The sequence below is a fragment of the Xanthomonas sp. NCPPB 2250 genome (genome assembly GCF_056725265.1).
In genome coordinates this window covers 4,332,223-4,351,412 of sequence record NZ_CM161520.1, presented here as the reverse complement: position 1 = coordinate 4,351,412, position 19,190 = coordinate 4,332,223, and the positions used below count along the sequence as shown (strand labels likewise).

Annotated in this window: 15 protein-coding genes; 8 read left to right on the top strand and 7 right to left on the bottom strand. The window is 69.8% G+C overall.

Translation table 11 applies throughout. The features are described from left to right. Positions 1–7 precede the first annotated feature (7 nt). A complete protein-coding gene (locus AC1PMG_RS17725; RefSeq protein ID WP_481109714.1) occupies positions 8–1,231 on the top strand; it encodes a histidine-type phosphatase in 1,224 nt (407 codons plus the stop codon). A 705-nt stretch (positions 1,232–1,936) separates the two neighbouring features. Here the strand turns inward: AC1PMG_RS17725 and metK are convergent. After that, positions 1,937–3,148: a methionine adenosyltransferase gene (gene metK / locus AC1PMG_RS17720; protein WP_010342184.1), complete on the bottom strand. Its 1,212-nt coding sequence runs from the start codon at positions 3,146–3,148 to the stop codon at positions 1,937–1,939. 206 nt (positions 3,149–3,354) lie between these two features. On the opposite strand from metK, the gene olsF reads away from it, so the two are divergent. From olsF to AC1PMG_RS17705, 3 genes are all read left to right on the top strand, one after another. Then, positions 3,355–5,070: a bifunctional ornithine lipid synthase OlsF gene (gene olsF, locus AC1PMG_RS17715; RefSeq protein WP_267086368.1), complete on the top strand. Its 1,716-nt coding sequence runs from the start codon at positions 3,355–3,357 to the stop codon at positions 5,068–5,070. After that, positions 5,067–5,885, top strand: coding sequence for a UDP-2,3-diacylglucosamine diphosphatase (locus AC1PMG_RS17710; protein WP_342073092.1), 819 nt, complete (start codon positions 5,067–5,069; stop codon positions 5,883–5,885). The genes olsF and AC1PMG_RS17710 overlap by 4 nt, the downstream gene beginning before the upstream one ends. A gap of 638 nt (positions 5,886–6,523) precedes the next feature. Then, positions 6,524–8,494 (top strand): tetratricopeptide repeat protein, encoded by a 1,971-nt coding sequence (locus AC1PMG_RS17705; RefSeq protein ID WP_481109713.1) that lies wholly within the window; start codon positions 6,524–6,526, stop codon positions 8,492–8,494. A 66-nt stretch (positions 8,495–8,560) separates the two neighbouring features. Here the strand turns inward: AC1PMG_RS17705 and AC1PMG_RS17700 are convergent, their stop codons facing one another. After that, positions 8,561–8,947, bottom strand: coding sequence for a hypothetical protein (locus tag AC1PMG_RS17700; protein ID WP_342073095.1), 387 nt, complete (start codon positions 8,945–8,947; stop codon positions 8,561–8,563). A 369-nt stretch (positions 8,948–9,316) separates the two neighbouring features. Here AC1PMG_RS17700 and AC1PMG_RS17695 point away from each other — a divergent pair, with 369 nt between their 5' ends. The 3 genes from AC1PMG_RS17695 to AC1PMG_RS17685 all read left to right on the top strand — a co-directional run bounded on the left by AC1PMG_RS17695 (position 9,317) and on the right by AC1PMG_RS17685 (position 12,555). Further along, positions 9,317–9,973, top strand: a complete 657-nt coding sequence (locus AC1PMG_RS17695; protein ID WP_342073096.1) for a hypothetical protein — start codon at positions 9,317–9,319, stop codon at positions 9,971–9,973. Positions 9,974–10,153: 180 nt separating this feature from the next. Further along, on the top strand, positions 10,154–11,227 hold the full coding sequence (locus AC1PMG_RS17690) for a metal-dependent hydrolase (RefSeq protein ID WP_481109712.1): 1,074 nt from the start codon (positions 10,154–10,156) through the stop codon (positions 11,225–11,227). Positions 11,228–11,877: 650 nt separating this feature from the next. Further along, positions 11,878–12,555 (top strand): hypothetical protein, encoded by a 678-nt coding sequence (locus AC1PMG_RS17685; protein WP_342073098.1) that lies wholly within the window; start codon positions 11,878–11,880, stop codon positions 12,553–12,555. Between the two features lie 407 nt (positions 12,556–12,962). Here the strand turns inward: AC1PMG_RS17685 and AC1PMG_RS17680 are convergent, their stop codons facing one another. From AC1PMG_RS17680 to AC1PMG_RS17660, 5 genes are all read right to left on the bottom strand, one after another. Beyond that, on the bottom strand, positions 12,963–13,790 hold the full coding sequence (locus AC1PMG_RS17680) for a class I SAM-dependent methyltransferase (RefSeq protein ID WP_152180365.1): 828 nt from the start codon (positions 13,788–13,790) through the stop codon (positions 12,963–12,965). Positions 13,791–13,816: 26 nt separating this feature from the next. Beyond that, the gene (gene dusB / locus AC1PMG_RS17675; protein WP_481109711.1) at positions 13,817–14,815 is read right to left on the bottom strand and encodes a tRNA dihydrouridine synthase DusB; all 999 of its coding nucleotides are present in this window, start codon (positions 14,813–14,815) and stop codon (positions 13,817–13,819) included. An 87-nt stretch (positions 14,816–14,902) separates the two neighbouring features. Continuing rightward, positions 14,903–15,508 (bottom strand): DUF4893 domain-containing protein, encoded by a 606-nt coding sequence (locus AC1PMG_RS17670; RefSeq protein WP_481109710.1) that lies wholly within the window; start codon positions 15,506–15,508, stop codon positions 14,903–14,905. A 96-nt stretch (positions 15,509–15,604) separates the two neighbouring features. Beyond that, positions 15,605–16,558: a ribokinase gene (locus AC1PMG_RS17665; RefSeq protein WP_481109709.1), complete on the bottom strand. Its 954-nt coding sequence runs from the start codon at positions 16,556–16,558 to the stop codon at positions 15,605–15,607. Between the two features lie 68 nt (positions 16,559–16,626). Then, positions 16,627–17,925 (bottom strand): NupC/NupG family nucleoside CNT transporter, encoded by a 1,299-nt coding sequence (locus AC1PMG_RS17660; protein ID WP_209030631.1) that lies wholly within the window; start codon positions 17,923–17,925, stop codon positions 16,627–16,629. A 227-nt stretch (positions 17,926–18,152) separates the two neighbouring features. Between AC1PMG_RS17660 and AC1PMG_RS17655 the strand changes: the two genes are divergently transcribed. Then, a complete protein-coding gene (locus AC1PMG_RS17655; protein WP_481109708.1) occupies positions 18,153–19,124 on the top strand; it encodes an aldo/keto reductase in 972 nt (323 codons plus the stop codon). Positions 19,125–19,190 lie beyond the last annotated feature (66 nt).

Below are 19,190 nucleotides of genomic sequence, written 5' to 3'. Positions count from 1 at the left end.
GCGTTGGATGCTGTGGGTCGTGCTGCTGGTGACGGCATTGTGCGCGCAGGCGCGGCCGGCGCCGAAGACAGCGCCCGCGCCCGCGCTGCAGGTCGAAAAGGTCTGGATGCTGTTCCGCCATGGCGTGCGCGCGCCGTTGCCGGGCGAGGCCGCGGCCGCCGCGCTGGCGCCGCAGCCCTGGCCGGTGTGGGACACGCCGCCGAGCCTGCTCACCGCGCATGGCCGCACGGCGGTGGAGCGTAGCGGCGACTACACCCGGCAATGGCTGCTGCGCGATGGCGTGCTGCCGGCCCAGGGCTGCCCGGCCGACGGCACGGTCAGCATCTACGCCAACACCGACCAGCGCACCATCGTCAGTGCGGAGCTGCTCGCCGATACCCTCGCGCCCGGCTGCCATCTGCAGGCCGGCCACCAGGCCGAGGGCAGCGACGACCCGCTGTTCCGCCCGGTGGAAGCCGGCGCGGTGGACTTCGATGCCGCCGCCGCGGTGGCCTCGATCCAGCGCCAGACCGGCGGCCCGGGCGCGGTACTGGCGCCGTATGCGCGCGAACTGCGCACCATGCAGAAGATCCTCGGCTGCGCGGAGCGTTGCGACTTCGTGCACATGCCCTCGTCGCTGACCCCGGGCGCGAACGGGCGCAGCCTGGCCTTGCATGGACCGCTGGACCTGACCTCCGGCACGGCCGAGGTCTTCATCCTGCAGTACGCCGAAGGCATGCCGCTGGACCAGGTCGGCTGGGGCCGCGCGACGCCGGCGCGCATCGCCGCGGTGTCGCGACTGCACGCCTTGCTGTTCGAGATCTATGCGCGGCCGCGGTACATGGCCGCACGCGCGGGCGCGCCGCTGGCGCACCGCCTGCTGGACACCCTGAGCGCGGCCGACGCGCCGCGGCTGAGCGTGCTGGTCGCCAGCGACACCCACATCGCCGCGCTCAGCGGCCTGCTCGACCTGCACTTCCACCTGCCCGGTTTCGGTCGCGACGACGCGCCCCCCGGCGGCGCGCTGGTGGTGGAGCAGGTGCGCGACCCGCGCAATGGCCAGCGCTACGTGCGTGTGCGCTACCAGGCGCAGTCGCTGGACCAGTTGCGCACGTTGGCACCGCTGAGCCTGCGTCATCCGCCGTTGCTGCAGACGCTGCAGATTCCGGGTTGCAGCGACCCTGCGACCGGGCTGTGTCCGCTGCCGAAGTTCGAGTCGCTGCTGCAGGCGGCGCTGCAGCGGCGCGGCTGAGCCGGCGCGAAGCTCGTCTGCTCGTCTGCTCGTCTGCTCGTCGTAGGAGCGGCTTAAGCCGCGACAGGCCATCCCAGGAATACCCGTCGCGGCTGAAGCCGCTCCTACGACGGACAGCGTGCTGATGCGTGAATGGATGATGCGTTGCCCGGCGTTGCGATGCCGTGTCCTTTGCTCGCGGCGACAGCGATGCGTCGCTGATCCTGTAGGAGCGGCTTCAGCCGCGACAGGCCTTCCCGGGAATGCCGTCGCGGCTGAAGCCGCTCCTACGACGGACGGCGTGCTGACGCGTGGACGGATGACGTGTGCCCGGCATTGTGATGCCGTGTCCTTGCTCGCGGCGACAGCGATGCGCCGCTGATCCTGTAGGAGCGGCTTCAGCCGCGACAGGTCATCCAAGGAATACAGGTCGCGGCTGAAGCCGCTCCTACGACGGACGGCGTGCTGGCGCGTGAATGGATGACGCGTTGCCCGGCATTGCGATGCCGTGTTCTTTGCTCGCGGCGACAGCGATGCGCCGCTGATCCTGTAGGAGCGGCTTCAGCCGCGACAGGCGTTCGTCGTGACGCCCAGTCACGGAGGCGGTGGCCTACGATGGCGCATTCGCGACAGCGTCTGCGTCGACGGTTCAGCACCTCCCATCACCCCAAACGCAGAACGGGCCGCAATGCGGCCCGTTCTTTCTTGCAAGCGCGGCTGTCCGGCTTACTTCAGCTTGGCGTCCGCGCGCAGTGCCTCGGCGCGGTCGGTCTTCTCCCACGAGAACGCGGTGGCCTGGTGCTGGGCACCGGTGCCGTCGGTGTAGGTGAAGGCCTTCGGGGTGCGGCCGAAATGGCCGTACGAGGCGGTCTGCTGGTACATCGGGTGGATCAGGTCGAGCATCTGGATGATGCCGAACGGACGCAGGTCGAAGTGCTTGCGGATCAGCTTCTCGATCTTGTCGTCGGCGATCTTGCCGGTGCCGAAGGTGGTGACCGAGATCGAGGTCGGCTCGGCCACGCCGATGGCGTAGGAGACCTGCACTTCGCAGCGGTCGGCCAGCCCGGCCGCGACCACGTTCTTGGCGACGTAGCGCGCGGCGTAGGCGGCCGAGCGGTCGACCTTGGACGGATCCTTGCCGGAGAACGCGCCGCCACCGTGGCGCGCCCAGCCGCCGTAGGTGTCGACGATGATCTTGCGCCCGGTCAGGCCGCAGTCGCCCACCGGCCCGCCGATCACGAACTTGCCGGTCGGGTTGATGTGGAACTTGGTGCCCTTGTGCAGCCACTTGGCCGGCAGCACCGGCTTGAGGATCTCCTCGCGCACGGCCTCGACCAGGTGCTTCTGCTTGATGTCCGGATCGTGCTGGGTGGACAGCACCACCGCGTCGATGGCGGTGGCCACGCCGTCTTCGTAGCGCAGGGTGACCTGGCTCTTGGCGTCCGGGCGTAGCCACGCCAGCGGCGAGTTCTTCTTCTTGCGCACCTTGGCCTGCTGTTCGACCAGGCGGTGCGACAGGTGGATGGCGGCCGGCATGAAGCTGTCGGTCTCGCGGGTGGCGTAGCCGAACATCAGGCCCTGGTCGCCGGCGCCCTGTTCTTCCGGCTTCTTGCGGTCCACGCCCTGGTTGATGTCCGGCGACTGCTTGCCGATCAGGTTGAGCACGCCGCAGGTCTCGCCGTCGAAGCCGACGTCGGAGCTGTTGTAGCCGATGTCCAGGATCACCTTGCGGGTCAGCGCTTCCAGGTCGATCCAGGCGCTGGTGGTGATTTCGCCGGCGACGATCGCCACGCCGGTCTTGACCAGCGTTTCGCAGGCCACGCGCGCGCGCTTGTCCTGGGTCAGGATCGCGTCGAGCACCGCATCGGAGATCTGATCGGCGATCTTGTCCGGGTGGCCTTCGGAGACCGACTCGGAGGTGAAGAGATAGCTGGACATCGCGGCTATATCCTTGTATTCGGATGAAAAGATGGAGGCGAATGATACACGGGCGCCGGGCGGCGTGCATGCTGCCCGGGGCGGACGTTGCCCAAGGTTAACCGGTTGGCGCGCCATGGTGCGCCCGTCACCTTGCCGTAGTCAGATTGCAAGATCGGTGTCGCCGCCGCGGCCGAAGCTGTGCGCAGTCAGCAAGGGGGCTTGCCGTGCTCGCACTCGAACGCCGTCTTCAGGACCGCTACCCGCACTGGTTTGCCGGACGCCGCTCGCGGCTGGTCCGGCCATTGCTGCGCGGCCTGCAGAAATGGTCGGGACTGGACGCGCTGGACGCGTTCCTGGAGGCCAACCGCGACCTGCGCGGCTTCGCCCTGGTCCAGGCCGGTCTGGATTTCCTGCAGGCCCGCTACGTGGTCGCACCGACCGCGGCCGAGTGCATCCCGGCGCGCGGGCGCCTGCTGATCGTCGCCAATCATCCTTCCGGGGCGCTGGATGCGCTGGCGCTGCTGGACTGCGTGGGCCAGGTGCGGCGCGACGTGAAGATCGTCGCCAACGATTTCCTGTGGGCGCTGGAAGGGCTGCGCGAGCTGCTGCTGCCGGTGCGCATCCTCGGCGGCGCACCGTCGCCGGCCAGCGTGCGGGCGATCGAGCAGGCGCTGGCGCAGGAGCAATGCGTGATCGTGTTCCCGGCCGGCGAGGTCTCGCGGCTGGGCTGGGGCGGCGTCGCCGACGGGCGCTGGCGCCGCGGCTTCCTGCGCTTCGCGCTGCGCACCGCCGCGCCGGTGCTGCCGGTGCGCATCCACGCACGCAATTCGGCGTTGTTCTACGGCGCTTCGGCGCTGTTCAAGCCCGCCGGCACCGCGCTGCTGGCGCGGGAGATGTTCGCCCGCCGCGAGCGCCGCATCGCGCTCAGCCTGGGCCGCGCCCGCGCGCTGCCGCAGGACCTGCCCGAAGCCGAGTTGATGCGGCGCCTGCGCAGCGAGCTGTACGCGCTCGGCCGCAGCGGCGGGCAGGCCGCGCCGAGCGAGGAGGCGCTGGTCGCCGCCGAGGATCCGGCGCAACTGGCCGTGGAAGTGGCCGGTTTGCGCAGCCTCGGCCACACCCTGGACGGCAAGCAGATCCGTGTTGGCCGGCTGCGCGCCGGCTCGGCGCTGCTGCGCGAGATCGGCCGCCTGCGCGAGCTGACCTTCCGCGCGGTGGGCGAGGGCACCGGCCGGCGCCTGGACCTGGACGACTACGACACCTGGTACGAGCACATCGTGCTGTGGGACGGCGCCGCCACCCGCGTGGTCGGCGCCTACCGCGTCGCCCGCGGTGCGCCGGTGCTGGCCGAGCGCGGCCTGGCCGGCTTCTACACCGCCGAGCTGTTCCGCTACGGCGAGGGCATGCTGCCGCGCATCGCTGCGGGCATGGAACTGGGCCGTAGCTTCGTGGTGCCGGATTACTGGGGCAGTCGCAGCATCGACTACCTGTGGCAGGGCATCGGCGCCTATCTCCAAGACCATCCGCAGGTGCGCTACCTGTTCGGCGCGGTGTCGATCAGCGCCGCGTTGCCGTACGCGGCGCGCGAGCAGATCGTGGCCTACTACGCCCGCTACTACGGCGACGCCAGTGGCGAAGCCGCCTCGGCGCGGCCGTTCCCGTATCCGGAAGCCCCGCCGGCGTTCGACGAACTGGACGCCGACACGGCCTTCAAGGTGCTCAAGGGCAACCTCGACGCGCTGGGCGCGGCGGTGCCGATGCTCTACAAGCAGTACACCGATCTGTGCGAACCCGGTGGTGCACGCTTCCTCGCCTTCGGCGTGGATCCCGCGTTCAACGACGCCGTCGACGGCCTGATCGAGCTGGACCTGCAGCGCATCCGCAGCAAGAAGCGCGCGCGCTACCTCGAACGTCCCCGCAACGAAGCAGAGGTGGTGGCATGAGTCCGCTCAACAGCCTGGCGCCGCGCCGCGCGGTGTTCGTCTCCGATGTGCACCTGGGCGCGCCGCATTGCCACGCACGCGAGCTGGCCGACTTCCTCGGCGGCCTGCGCTGCGACCAGCTGTACCTGGTCGGCGACATCGTCGACTTCTGGTGGATGGCGCAGCGCCGCGCGGTGTGGAGCGCGGCGCACCAGCGCGTGATCGATGCGCTGCACGCGCTGGCCCGCGGCGGCACCGAACTGATCTACGTGCCCGGCAACCACGACCGGCCGATCCGCCGCTTCTGCGGGCTGGCGCTGCCGGCGATGCAGGTGCGCCGGCGCGCGGTGCACGCCACCGCCGACGGACGCCGCCTGCTGGTGGTGCATGGCGACGACTACGACAGCGTGACCCAGTTCGGCGGCCTGCAGGAGAAGTTCGGCGACTGGCTGTACTACCGCATCCTCACCGGCAACCAGCTGACCAACCGCGTGCGCCGCCGCCTGGGCATGCGCTACTGGTCGCTGGCCGACTACCTGAAGCGGCAGAGCAGCGCCGCCGAGCGCTACATCGAGCGCTTCGTCGCCGCCGGTCTGGACGACGCGCGCCGCCGCGGCCTGGATGGAGTGATCTGCGGCCACGTGCACCGCGCCGGGCTGTTCGAGCGCGACGGCCTGGTCTACGCCAACGACGGCGACTGGGTCGAAAACCTCACCGCGCTCGCCGAAGAGGCCGACGGCACCCTGCGCCTGCTCTCGCACCGCGGCGACGTGCTGCGCGAACTGCCGACGCGCCTGCGGCTGGTGCAGGAGAACGTCTGGCCGCGCGCGGCCTGAATCAGCCGATCGTGCCAGGCGGCGCTGCACAGCCTGGTGCGTGACTGGCTGATCGGCGCGTTCGACTGCTGCGGTGCCTGCGCGTCGTGCGGTTGTCCTTGTCGCGAATCGCCCCGGGCGTGGCGCCGCCGTCCCTGCACTGGACGGAAGCGTAGAACCCGGTGTGACCGCTATTCCACGATGATCCGTGTGTGGTGTGCATCACCACCGCGCGCGCTTGCCCGGCTTCCGTGGCATCGGGTCTACTGCGATGCGTCGGCGCGGCATGCCCGGGCAGGAACCCACGTTCGCGCCCGGGCGTCACGCTGATCCATGTCGCTGCGGCGTGCGTGCGCCGCATCCCGTTCCGTTCTGGAGTTGTGGAGACCGTGAAACCAGGGAAGGCGTTGTGCGGCCGGTCGCGCAGATCCATGGGGACGTGGTTCGGCTTGGTCGGGTCCGCCGTTTCTGGCGATTCCGTCCAGGCGAACGTCACCGCGCCTGGCATGCGGCCGCGGACATGCCTGCGATGGGCGTGCCTGGGCGTCCTGCTCGCGGCGAGCGCGGCCGCGATTGCGCAGAACACGATCTATGGCTGCGCGGAGCCCGCGGCGCCGCGTCCGCTTCCCGATCCGCTGCTGTGTGTGCAGCAGGCGGGCGTGTCGACGCCGCACTCGGCGGGCGATGCGCGGGTCGAGGCATTGTTCGCACGTGCCAAGCAGCAACTCGATGGCGGCCGCTTCGACGCCGCCGAGCAGGCGCTGGATTGCGCGCAGGCCAACCTCGGCGATGCCGGCGCCGCGCGCTTGCGCTACGAGCTCACCCGCCGCCGCGGCATTCTCGATTTCCGCCGCGAACGCCTGCCGCAGGCGCTGGCGCGCTTCGAGTGTGCGGCCACGCTGTCCCGCTCGCTGCACGACCGCATGGGCGAGGCGCGCGATCTGAACAACGTCGGTGCGGCGTTACGCCGGCTCGGGGATTTTCGCGGTGCCCTGCGCAACCTGACGCTGAGCCTGGACATCCAGCGCGCGCGCGGTGCGGTCTCTGCGTCCGTGCTGACCAATATCGCCGACGTGTATCGCGAACTGCGCGAGTCCGACACCGCGATGCGCTACTACCGCGATGCGCTTGCCGCCAACCGCGCGCAGGGCGACGCCATCGAGGCCGCGCACGTGCAGGAAACCATGGCCGAGCTGGCGCTCGACAGCGGCGACACGCCGCAGGCGCTGGCCTGGCTGCAGGAGGCGCTTGCCGTGTACCGCGCGCAGGGCCGCCGCGTGTACGAACTGCGTGTGCACGATGGCCTGATCCGCGCGGCATTGGCGCTCGGCGACGTCGCGCAGGCGCAGCGCTGGAGTTCCAGTGCGCTGGCGCTCGCCGAGGCATGGGCGCTGCCGCTGCCGTCCGCGCTGCAGTTGCAGCTGGCGCGGACCGCCCGCCTCGAAGGCAACGCGGCTGCCGCCGCGGCCCGCGTGCGCGCGGCGCTGGCGGCAGCCGCCGGCGGCGATCCGGTGCGGGTGCCGTTGCTGGAGGAGTTGGCGCGGCTGCAGGAAAGCAGCGGCGATACGGCGGCGGCCATCGCCACGCTGCGGCGTGCGAACGCGGAGGCCGCGGCGCTGGTCCGTGCGCAGCACGATCGCCAGTTGGACTGGCTGCGGATCCGCTTCGACACCGCCGAAAAGCAACGCACCATCGACGCCCTGCAAAGCGAGAACCGCCTGCGCCAGGTCCAACTGCGCCAACGCACGCTGCTGCTGTGGCTGGCATTGGTGTCCGGCGTCGCCGCCGCGCTCGGCCTGTGGCTGTGGCTGCAGCGTCGCCGCCAGCGCGAGCGCCTGCTGCAAGCCGCACGGCAGGTCCGCCACGAGGAGCAACTGGCCCGCTATCGGCGCGAGGCGGATGCGCTGGCCGAGGATCGCAGCCTGCTGCAGACCCTGCTCGACAGCCGCGAAGACGCGCTGTGCCTGCTCGATGCCGAAGGCCAGGTCCTGGCCACCAATCGTGCCGGCCGCCTGCTGCTCGGCGGTGCGGACGACGCCGAACCGGTCGGGCAGCCGGTGTTCGCCTGCGTTGCCGAGGGCGACCGCCCGGCGTTGCAGGCGGCGCTGGAGCGGATGGAGGACAGTGCCGCGCAGCGCCTGGAGATCGTCGCACGGCATGGCACGCCGCTCGCTGTGACCTTCGCGCCCTGGCGCGGCGGCGATGGTTTGGTCGTTCTCGCGCTGCAGGAACGCGACCGTGGCGCGGTGGCGGAGACTGCGCAGGCCGAACACACGCCAGCGGAGGCCGCCGCGCCTGCGTTGCGCGATGCCTTCCGGCGCGCGCTGGTCGACCTGATGCTCGCGGTCATCGACACCTGGGAGCGCGCCACCGCGACCGGCCGCCTGGAGTTGGCCGAGCGCAGCCGGATCTGGCGCGTGAACATCGACGATGGCCGCTTGCGCGCGCGGGCGATGGAGCGCTACCTGGCGGTCTCCAAATTGCCCAGCAACCCGCGCTGGCGGGATGTGCTGCGCTCGGCCTATTTCGTCCTCGCGCACTGCGAGGGGCTGTCGGCAGAGGCGCGCGCCGCCCTGCAGTCCAGGATCGACACGGTGCTGGCCTACACCCGCCGGGACGCGCTCGGCTGAGCGTGTCTGGCCCCGCTGCTGGCGATCATTGGCCGCCCTGAGGCGAGCGCGCGCCTGCATGGTGCGTCAGCGCCCGCGCTTGGCCGGGCAGACCACACAGGCGCCCTTCAAGCCTTGCTCCATGCGGTAGGCGCTGTGGTGGTCCCGTGACAGGAAGGTCGTCGGGCCGAGCACGATGGGCTTGGCCGAGCGCGACGGCGCCACCACCTCGCAATAGGCGGCGATGGTGTTCAGCGTATTGGTGTACGGCTCGTGGCTATCGACCACGCCGCACTTGTCCATCGTCTGCCGCAATTGCTCGCCGTCGAAATCGAATTTCACCACCACTTCCGGTTCCTGGCTCTCCTCTAGACACCAGTCCGGCGGCAGGGTGTCGTGGGCGTGGGCGGCCAGGGGTAGGGCAAGCAGCACCGCGACGAGGGCGGCATGGAAGAGGGAACGGTGGGTGGGCATCGGAACCTCGCAATGCGCAGAAGAAGAGCCCGCAGCCTACGAGCTGGGCTGCGGCCGATGCCAGCGCATCCGCGGGTATAGACCGGGAACAAATCCGGCTAAGGCCTTGATTCTCCGATGGTGGCGTCGCGCCGCGCTGCCGGCTCGCGCGCCCGCGGCCCGCCGTGCCTGCGCCGTGGCCCCGGCAATTCGACCCGATTCGCTCCCGTGGCGACCCGGGTTTGCCCTCGTGCCGCGGCGGCGGCCTGCCTAGCCTGAAATCGCCGGATCGCACCGAGTGCCGATGCGGCGGTGGCCACATCCCCCGGGGGCGATGCACGCAACCCCAGCCATCTCCAATCCCTTCCATATCGCGAGAGAACGCTCATCATGAAGAAGAAGCTCCTTGTCGCAACCGCTCTGCTGGCGGGCAGTGTCGTCGGCGCCCCTGCGCTGGCGGCGGAAAACCCGGTGGACCAGGCCGGCATCCAGCACAACATGTACCTGGGCTGCCTGATGGACCTGAATGCCACGGCCGAAGACGCGCTGACCCTGCTGGTCAAGAAGTGCGGCTATGCCCCCGGCGTGCCGCTGGAACGATTCGTCGCCACGCAGCAGCCCATCGTCGACGCGGTCGACCCGACCCGGCCGATGACCGAAAACCTGGCCGGGCTGCGCCAGCAGCTGAGTGCCTACGAATACTCGTTCATCGAGCGGATGGACCAGATCGTGCAAAACGCCGAAGACTTCGACGCGGCGGCGTTGCAGTTCGAGGAACTGGAGCGGGAAGGCATCGCGCGGCTCGACCCCAAGTCGAAGAATGGCGCGCTTGTCCTGGGCGCGCTTAGCGTGGCCAGGCACTCCACGCAGTACTGGTCCAAGTATGCGGCCGAGCATGGGGAGTCCGCGGCTGGCGGAGCTACTTCGAAGAAGGGCTTCTGGAAGTGGTTTGCCACCATCGGCTCGGACGTGGTCGGCTATGCGCTCTCAAGCAACATCGGCGTGGCGGCAACCGTTTCCAACGTTGTCCACGGATGGTTCAAGTGAGCGGCTGATCAAACGGCGCATGGAGTAAGGGCAGGCGTCCCCGGTGGGGCGCCTTGCCTGTTCTATGTGGCAGGCAGGCAAAGCGTGTTCGCCAGTCCGTTCGTCAAGGCGCGGCGTCGACGGTCTTTCGCCACTGCCACGGCCACGCACCCATCCCCGCATCGCTGCTAGCATCGGCCGATGGATTCCCTTACTCAGATCGTCCTCGGCGGTGCCATTGCCGCCGCCATCGCGCCAGCTGCGCATCGGCGCGCGGCACTGCTCGCCGGTGCCGCACTCGGCACCGTGCCCGACCTCGATTCGCTGATCCTTCTGCCGCTGACCCGCGATCCCGTCACGTTGATGACGGTGCATCGCAGCGTCAGCCATTCGCTGTTCGTGCTGCCGTTGTTCGGCTGGCTGATCTGGTGGCTGTTCCGGCGCTTCGGTCATGGACGCGTGGCCGAAGCGCCGCGGCGCTGGTTCTGGGCGATCCAGCTGGCGCTGATCACCCACCCGCTGCTGGATGCGTTCACCGTCTACGGCACGCAGCTGTGGTGGCCGCTGCGGCCATCGCCGACGATGTGGTCGAGCGTGTTCATCATCGATCCTGCCTACACGCTGTGGCTGCTGCTGGCCTGCGCCATCGCCTGGTTCGCCCGCGCGCGGCGCGTGGCGCAGCAGGCGTTGCTGGTCGGACTGCTGTTGAGCACTACCTACCTGGGCTGGTCGCTGCTGGCCAAGCAGCTGGTCGACCGCGAGGCCGACCGCGCGCTGGCGGCGATGGGACTGGCGCAGGCGCCGCGCTTCTCGGTGCCGATGCCGTTCAACACGCTGCTGTGGCGGGTGGTGGCGATGACCCCGAGCGGCTATGTGATCGGCGAACGCTCGCTGGTCGCCGACCACGGGCCGATGCGCTTCCAGGGCTATCCTTCCAACACCCAGGCGCTGGCGCAGGTGCGCGCGCTGCCGGCGGTGCAGCGCCTGACGTGGTTCAACCGCGGCTTCATGCGCGCGCAGGTCAAGGACGGCGAACTGGTGCTCAGCGACCTGCGCATGGGCCTGGAGCCGGACTACAACTTCAATTTCGCGGTGGCGCGACAGCAGGGCGACGGCTGGGCGGCGATGCCGCCGCGGCAGCTGCAGGCGGCGTACCGGGCGCCGGTGGCACGTGGGCAGATTGGTGCAGCGCTGGCGCGGATGTGGCAACGGATCTGGACCGAGCCGGCATCGCCCGCGCCGGTGAGCGCGCAGGTGCCTGCCGCGGCGGGTTGAGCGTGGCGCAATGGAGCGTGGCGCCTTCATTGCCGGCGCCAGGTCGCACGAAGCGGCATTGGCTGCCACGACTTACGCGCATACTTCTCGTGCTCGGCTGCCCCGCACGTGGCCGTCAGCTGCCGCGGTGATTCCCGGTTGAAATCGAACGTTGTCACCACCTCCGGCTTGTGATCCTGCTCCAGGCAGCAGTCCGGTGGCAGGGTGGGGTGTCTCGGCTGTGGACGGCTAACGGCAAGCTCGAAGGGCCGCGACGACGACGGCATGGACGGCGCGACGCTGGTGAGTAAGTGAGCTTCCTAACCACAAGGCGCGCAACAGCCGCGTTGTAGCGACGCCGCGATTCCAGTGCATCCGCGGCGATGGATCGGGAACGAATCGGCGCAAGGCATTGATTCCTCGATCATGGAGTGTCCGCCGCAAGCCAGCGTCGCGTTTGCGATGCGGTGACGGCGCCATCGATTCGCCCATTCGACCCGGTTCGTTCCCGTCGCGACCCGGTTTCGTCCTCGTGCGTCGCCGCAGATCTGCCTAGCCTGAAACGGTCGCATCGCGCCGTGTGCCGGTGCGGTGGTGATCGCCTTGCCTGGATCCTCCGCAGGAACGTCGGGAGACCTGGGCCACCCTCCATCCATTGCATGGGAACACGCATGACGAAAAAACTCTTTATCGCAATCGCCACCCTCCTGGTCGGCAGTGCCGTCGGCGCCGCCCCTGTGCTGGCGGCCGAGAACCCGATGGACCAAGCGGGCATCCAGCACAACATGTACCTGGGCTGCCTGATGGACACCAACGCCTCGCCCGACGAGGCCCTGGCCGTGCTGGTCGAGAAGTGCGGCTACAACCCCGGCATGCCGCGGGAGCGCTTCATCGCCACGCGCAAGCCCATGATCGATGCCATCGATCCGGCCCGGCCGATGACCGAGAACCTGGCCGGGCTGCGCCAACAGCTGAGTGCCTACGAATTCTCGTTCATCGTGCGCATGGACCAGATCGTGCAGAACGCCGGCGGCCTGGATGCGGCGGCGGTGCAATTCGAGGAACTGGAACGGGAAGCCATCGCACGGCTCGATCCCACGTCGAAGAACGGTGCGCTGGTACTGGGCGGGCTGAGCGTGCTCAGACACTCCGCACGCTACTGGTTCAAACTTGCGGCCGGCACCACATCGAGACAGGCGGCGCCTCCCCATCTGGGCTGGGCGATGGTCGCAGCGGCTGATGCGGGAGGCTATATCGCAACGAGCGACCCCGCATTTGCGTCTGCCGCTTCCTATGCAAGCTTTAGCACACTCGCTGTGCTGGGATATTTCCCGCTCTACGCAGACTAGAATCTGCCGCATCATCTTGCTTCAGGCAGTGCGGCTGACATCGACAAAGGCGTTCCCGATGGGACGCCTTGCTTCATTAGGCACGCGGAGAATGCGGGCGTGTCGCCACTGTGCCTGGCGTGCAGGCGCGGCGCCGACCTGTGCTTCTGGAGGGGTCTGAGGCAAGCTTTTCTCCGCGCCAGCAAAATAGTGTCGCGCTACGACTTCAACTTCGCTGTGCGACAGCAGGGCGATGGCTGGGAGGCGATTCCGCCGCAGCAACTGCAGGCGGCGTACAGGGCGCCGGTAGGTCGGGCAGATCGGTACAGCGCTGGAGCGCATGTGGCAGTGGATCTGGACCGAGCCGGCATCGTCCGCGCCGGTGCGCGCGCAAGCGCCAGCGACGCGGTGAGCGCCATGAAAGCAACTCAATACACCGTCGCGTGCGCCTGCACGAACGAATAGAAGAACACCGCGTCCGGGTCGCTCTGCACCTGGGCCATTTCCCGGCGCATGCCGGCCACGGTCTCCTCATCCACCGCGCCGGCCTGCAGCAGCCGTTCGGCCGCAGACAGCAACAGTTCCTCCCAGAACCCGATCATGGTCTTGCGCCGCGCCGGCTCGCGGTTGTCCAGGTGCAGCGTCTTGATCTCGGTGCTGACGTCGCGATAACCGCCGGCCAGCAGCAGGTTGCCGAGCTTGGCGCCGACGAACGGGTCGCCGCCGTGGTCGTACTGGAAGTCGTTGAACGCCATCCAGTAGCGCCACACGTTCGGCGAGTACGGATGCAGCAGGAACGAGGCGTTCATCACCTCGGTCACGTACACCGGCGACCCCGGTGCCAGCACCCGCCGCACTTCGCTGAGCACCCGCGCCGGCGACGGCACGTGCTCCAGCACCCAGCACAGGAACGCCGCATCGAAGCTGCGCGGCTGGAACGGCAGGTCGCCGGCGTCGGCCTGCTGCAGCGTGTAGCGGTCCTGGCACCAGGGCATGCGCTGCAGGTTGTCGCGCGCGGCCTGCAGTTGCGCCTCGCTCAGGTCGATGCCGGTGACGTGCAGCTCCGGGAAGCGTCGCAACAAGACTTCGGTCTGGGCGCCGACGCCGCTGCCCACTTCCAGCAGGCGCCGCGCGCCGGTGTAGTCGATCTGGTTGAACAGGGTGGCTTCGAGCAGCCGGGCCTGTTTCAGCAGGCGTGCCTGTTCGGTGTCGGAATAGCCGTGCAGATAGGTCGGAGTTTCGGGAGACGTGCCCATGGCGGTGCTCCAGGGAGAAGAGGACGTCAGGCGGCGGCGGACAAGGCCGGCGGCACGCCGGCGATCAGCGCATCGAAGTACTCGGCGGTCAGCGCCAGTTGCGCCTGGGCGCTCTCGGCGCGGTTGACCACGGCACGGAACGCGGCGTTCTCGGGTTGATCCTTGGCATACCAGCCCAGGTGCTTGCGCGCGATGCGCACGCCCTGCGCCTCGCCGTAGAACGCGTGCAGCGCCTGCAGGTGGCCGAGCAGGGTGTCGCGGACGAACGTCAGCGACGGCGCCGGCTGCAGTTCGCCGGTGGCCAGGTAGTGCGCGATCTCGCCGAAGATCCACGGCCGGCCCTGCGCCGCGCGCCCGACCATCACCGCATCGGCGCCGGTCGCGGCCAGCACCTGCGCGGCCTTCTGCGGCGAATCGATGTCGCCGTTGGCGATCACCGGAATGCGCAGCATCGCCTTGATCTGGGCGATGGTCGCGTACTCCGCCTGGCCGCTGTAATGCTGGTCGCGGGTGCGCCCGTGCACCGCCAGCGCGGCGATGCCGCAGTCCTCGGCGATGCGCGCGATGACCGGGCCGTTGCGGTGGTCGCAGTCCCAGCCGGTGCGGATCTTCAGCGTCACCGGCACCGGCGAGGCCTTCACCACCGCGCTGAGGATGCGCGCCACCAGCGCCTCGTCGCGCATCAGCGCCGAGCCGGCCCAGGCGTTGCACACCTTCTTCGCCGGGCAGCCCATGTTGATGTCGATCAGCTGCGCGCCGTGGTCGGCGTTGTAGCGAGCGGCCTCGGCCAGCTGCTGCGGTTCGGTGCCGGCGATCTGCACGCTGACCGGGTCCGGCTCGCCGGCGTGGTCCATGCGCTGCAGCGACTTGCGGGTCTGCCAGAAGCGCGGATCGGAGATGGTCATTTCCGACACGGCCAGGCCGGCGCCCAGCCGCTTGCACAGCAGCCGGAACGGCTTGTCGGTGACCCCGGCCATCGGTGCCAGGATCACCTTCGGTTCGATCGTGTAGGGGCCGATACGCATGCGCGTAGTGTAGCGGGGCGCATGCGCTGGCGGGCCGGGCGGCGCCGGCGCCCGTGGCGGGAGGCTCCGCACGGTCCCGCGCGGCCGTCAGCGGATCAGCTGGTACAGCTCGAAGCCGTTGTCCTTGCCGTCCAGGATCAGCAGCAGTTCGTCCGGACCCAGCGCGACCAGGCGGCCGACGCTGTTGCCGTGCGTGCCGTCGGAAACATGGCCGGGCGCGTAGGCCGCTTCCGGCTCGCTGTTCACCGTGCTGGCGCCGAGGAAGGCCAGCTCATGGCTGCCGGCGGACAGCGGATACAGCGTGCCGCTGCGGCGCTGCGAGCCGCTGGTCTTGCTCAGGTGGTAGCCGCAGGGATCGCGGCGGATCTCGGCCTTGAAGAACGGGTACGCATAGGCGAAGCGTGGGTCGACCTGGATCGAGCGCAGCTTCCAGCGGCCTTCCAGCTTGCCGGGCTGCTGCGGCGTCCGTGCGCGCTGCAGCAGGCTGCGCGCCAGCGCGGCGCCTGCTTCCTGCTCGGCATCGTCGTAATGCGGTGCGATGACCTGTTGCAGGCGCTCGGCGGACACGGTCACCGCGGCGCGGTCGGCATCGGCGGCCAGGCTGTTCCAGTCGCAGCGCGGTGCGGCGGCGGCGGACAGCGGGAGCAGCAACGCGCACAGCGCGCCGAACGGCAACAGGGACGAGCGGGGCATCGGGAACGCCTTGTCGGAATGCGGCCGGCACGGCGGCCGGCGGAGTGTCGTCGGGGAACGCAGCAAACGCGGCGGTTCGCACCGCCGCGCACAGACTCAGCCGGCGTCCGGGGTCAGCCGCGGCATCGACGCCGCCGCGCCTTCGGCCTCGGTGGAGCGCGCCGCATAGTGGTTGGCGAAGCGCACGTGGGTGGCGAACGCGGCGTTCGGCGACTGCGCCAGCGACGCCACCAGGGCGCCGTTGAAGGCGTCGCCGGCACCGGTGGTGTCCACGGTATGTGCGGTTTCGGCGCCGATCCGGTAGTAGGGCTGGGTGTCGCCGAGCAGGCGCTCCTCGGGGTGCGAGATGAACGCACCGACCGCGCCCAGCGTCACCACCACGGTGCCGCCCGGCAGCAGCTTGCGGCACAGCGCGTGCAGGCTGCCGCCATCGGTGGCGGCGACGTCGTCGGCGTCCACGCGCACGCCGACATGGCGGGCGAGCAGGGCGGCGAACTCGGTTTCGTTGGGGGTCAGCACGTCGGCCAGCTTGAGCAGGCCGATGCTGGTCTGCGCGTTGGCCGGGGCGGCGTTGAGCACCGTGGTCAGGCCGGCCTCGCGGGCCAGCGCCAGGGTGCCCTCGATGGTCTCGATCGGCGATTCCAGTTGCGCCAGCAGCACCCGCGCCGAACTCAGCAGCGGACGCTGCGCCTGCACGAAGTCCAGGCTCAGCGCGGCGTTGGCGCCGGCACCGATGACGATGGTGTTGCGGCCGTGGCCGTCGACGTAGATGCCGCCGGTGCCGGTCGGCTCGGTGCTGGCCTCGGCGACCAGGGCGATGCCGTCCTGCGCGGCCAGGCCGCGCGCCATCGCGCCGCCGGCGTCGTCGCCGAGCGCGCAGACGAAGCTGGTCCGCGCGCCGGCGCGTGCCGCCGCCACCGCCTGGTTGAAGCCCTTGCCGCCGGGGCCGGTGCTGTAGCGGCCGGCGATGGTCGCCCCCGGTGCGGGCAGATTCTCGCAACGCCACACATGGTCGACATTGAACGAACCGACGACGATGACCGAACTCATAGGCATGTACTGCTTCTCGACTGGAACTGGAAAAAAGAAAGACGGGTGCGGCGGATGCCGCGACCGGATCAGGCGAAGTGCGACAGCACCCCGGCGATGGTCGCGGTCATGAAGGTGGCGATCGAGCCGCCCAGCACCGCACGCAGGCCGAAGCGGGCCAGGTCGTGCCGGCGCTCGGGGGCCAGGCCGCCGATGCCGCCGATCTGGATCGCGATCGAGCTGAAGTTGGCGAAGCCGCACAGCGCGTAGGTGGCGACCAGCCGGCCTTCCGCGCTCAGGCTCACGCCCGGCACCTGGCCCTGGACGATACGCGACAGCTCGGTATACGCGACGAACTCGTTGATGACCACCTTCTGGCCGATCAGCGAACCGACCGTGGTCGCATCCGGCCACGGCGTGCCGATCACCCAGGCCACCGGCGCCAGCACGTAGCCGAAGATGGTGGACAGGTTGGTCGGGCGGCCGATGGCGCCGGCCAGGCCGGTGACGTCGCCGAGCCAGGTCAGCGGTGCGTTGACCAGCGCGATCAGGGCGATGAACGCCAGCAGCATCGCGCCGATGTTCAGCGCCAGGCGCAGGCCGTCGCCGGCGCCGGCGGCGGCGGCGTCGATCACGTTGCTGGTGGTCTTCTCCACTTCCATCTTGACCGTGCCTCGGGTCAGCGGCGTGCCGGTTTCCGGGATCAGCAGCTTGGCCACCACCAGCGTCGCCGGCGCGGCCATGATGCTGGCCGCCAGCAGATGCTTGGCGTAGAACGCCTGCTGCGCCGGGTCGCCGCCGCCGAGCATGCCCACGTAGGCCGCCAGCACGCCGCCGGCGATGTGCGCCATGCCGCCGATCATCATCGTCAGCAGCTCGGACTCGGTCATGCGCGGGATGTACGGGCGCACCGTCAGCGGCGCCTCGGTCTGGCCGATGAACACGCTGGCGCAGACGCTGGTGGTCTCGGCGCCGGACACGCGCATCACCTTGGTGATCGCCCAGGCCATCACCCGCACCACCGCCTGCATCACCCCCAGGTGGTACAGCACGCCCATCAGCGCGGAGAAGAAGATGATGGTCGGCAGCACCTGGAAGGCGAAGATGAAGCCGTAGGTCTTGGTGTCGAGCAGGCTGCCGAAGATGAAGCTGGAGCCTTCGTTGACGAAGCTCAGCACCTTCACGAACACCTGGCCGAGCCAGTCGAACACCTCGCGGCCGCCGGGGACCAGCAGCACCAGCGAGGCGAACCCGATCTGCAGGACCAGGCCGGTCGCGACCAGCTTCCAGTCCACCGCCCGGCGGTTGTTGGAGAACAGCCAGGTGATCCCGATCAACACCGCCAAACCGAACAGGCCGAAGCCGATCCTTCCCAATCCCTCGACCATCTGCGTCCCCGGTCCCCGACCAAAGACGGGAAGCCTAGTGCAGGGGGTGACGGCCGGCAAGGCGAGCGGTGTTCAGTCGGGGATTCGGGAGTGGGGATTGGGGATACGGAAGAGCGGGGCGCCCCGCTGCCGCAGGTGCGGCGATGCCGACAGGCCTTGCGGCGGCGCCGCTACACTGTGCGGCCACCCCGGCCGTGCCGCGGGTTTGTTCAGCAGGAGGAGTTGCCATGCAATACCGTCGCCTCGGTGCCACCGGGCTGCAACTGTCGGCGCTGTCGTTCGGCGCCTGGATCAACTTCGGCGGGCAGACCGGCCGCGACGAAGCGCGCAACCTGATCGCCGCCGCCTGGGACCACGGCATCAATTTCTTCGACAACGCCGAGGTCTATGCGCACGGCCGCGCCGAGCAGGTGATGGGCGACGTGATCGCCGACCTGCGGCTGCCGCGCGACGGCTTCTGCGTGTCCAGCAAGGTCTACTTCGGCGCCGTGGAATCGCCGCGCCCGACCCAGCGCGGGCTGTCGCGCAAGCACGTCACCGACGCCTGCCATGCCGCGCTCAAGCGCTTGCGGGTGGACTATCTGGATCTGTACTACTGCCACCGCCCCGATCCGGACACGCCGGTGGAGGAAACCGTGCGCGCGATGGACGCGCTGATCCGCCAGGGCAAGGTGCTGTACTGGGGCACCTCCGAGTGGCCGGCCGAGCGCATCCTCGAGGCGGCGCAGGTGGCGCGCGCGCTGGGCCTGCACGGGCCGTCGATGGAACAGCCGCAATACAACCTGCTGCACCGCGCGCGCGTGGAGCAGGAGTACGCGCCGCTGTACGCCGAACTCGGCCTGGGCACCACCATCTGGTCGCCGCTGGCCTCGGGCCTGCTCACCGGCAAGTACAACGACGGCATCGATCCGGCCTCGCGGCTGGGCCAGGAGCGCAACGCCTGGCTGCAGCAGGAAGTGATCGGGCCGCCGGCGCAGCGCCGCATCGAGCGCGCGCGCGCCTTCACCGCGCTGGCCGCGGCCGAGGGCGTGGCGCCGGCGTCGCTGGCGATCGCCTGGTGCCTGCGCAACCCGCACGTCTCCACCGTGATCCTCGGTGCCAGCCGGGTGTCGCAGCTGCTGGAGAACCTGGACGCGCTGGAGCTGGCCGCGCGCGACGACGCGACGTGGTGGGAGCGGGTCGACGCCGCGGTCCGCTGACGACGGCAGGCGCTTGCGCCGCCGCAGTGCAGCGGCGGCGCGGCGGCGAGGGTGGTGGTGCGCAAC

Coding starts and splice junctions, on each gene's coding strand:
- AC1PMG_RS17725 (WP_481109714.1), top strand. CDS start 8: ATGCTGTGGGTCGTGCTGCTGGTGACGGCATTGTGCGCGCAGGCGCGG.
- metK (WP_010342184.1), bottom strand. CDS start 3,148: ATGTCCAGCTATCTCTTCACCTCCGAGTCGGTCTCCGAAGGCCACCCG.
- AC1PMG_RS17710 (WP_342073092.1), top strand. CDS start 5,067: ATGAGTCCGCTCAACAGCCTGGCGCCGCGCCGCGCGGTGTTCGTCTCC.
- AC1PMG_RS17700 (WP_342073095.1), bottom strand. CDS start 8,947: ATGCCCACCCACCGTTCCCTCTTCCATGCCGCCCTCGTCGCGGTGCTG.
- AC1PMG_RS17695 (WP_342073096.1), top strand. CDS start 9,317: ATGAAGAAGAAGCTCCTTGTCGCAACCGCTCTGCTGGCGGGCAGTGTC.
- AC1PMG_RS17690 (WP_481109712.1), top strand. CDS start 10,154: ATGGATTCCCTTACTCAGATCGTCCTCGGCGGTGCCATTGCCGCCGCC.
- AC1PMG_RS17685 (WP_342073098.1), top strand. CDS start 11,878: ATGACGAAAAAACTCTTTATCGCAATCGCCACCCTCCTGGTCGGCAGT.
- AC1PMG_RS17680 (WP_152180365.1), bottom strand. CDS start 13,790: ATGGGCACGTCTCCCGAAACTCCGACCTATCTGCACGGCTATTCCGAC.
- dusB (WP_481109711.1), bottom strand. CDS start 14,815: ATGCGTATCGGCCCCTACACGATCGAACCGAAGGTGATCCTGGCACCG.
- AC1PMG_RS17670 (WP_481109710.1), bottom strand. CDS start 15,508: ATGCCCCGCTCGTCCCTGTTGCCGTTCGGCGCGCTGTGCGCGTTGCTG.
- AC1PMG_RS17665 (WP_481109709.1), bottom strand. CDS start 16,558: ATGAGTTCGGTCATCGTCGTCGGTTCGTTCAATGTCGACCATGTGTGG.
- AC1PMG_RS17660 (WP_209030631.1), bottom strand. CDS start 17,925: ATGGTCGAGGGATTGGGAAGGATCGGCTTCGGCCTGTTCGGTTTGGCG.
- AC1PMG_RS17655 (WP_481109708.1), top strand. CDS start 18,153: ATGCAATACCGTCGCCTCGGTGCCACCGGGCTGCAACTGTCGGCGCTG.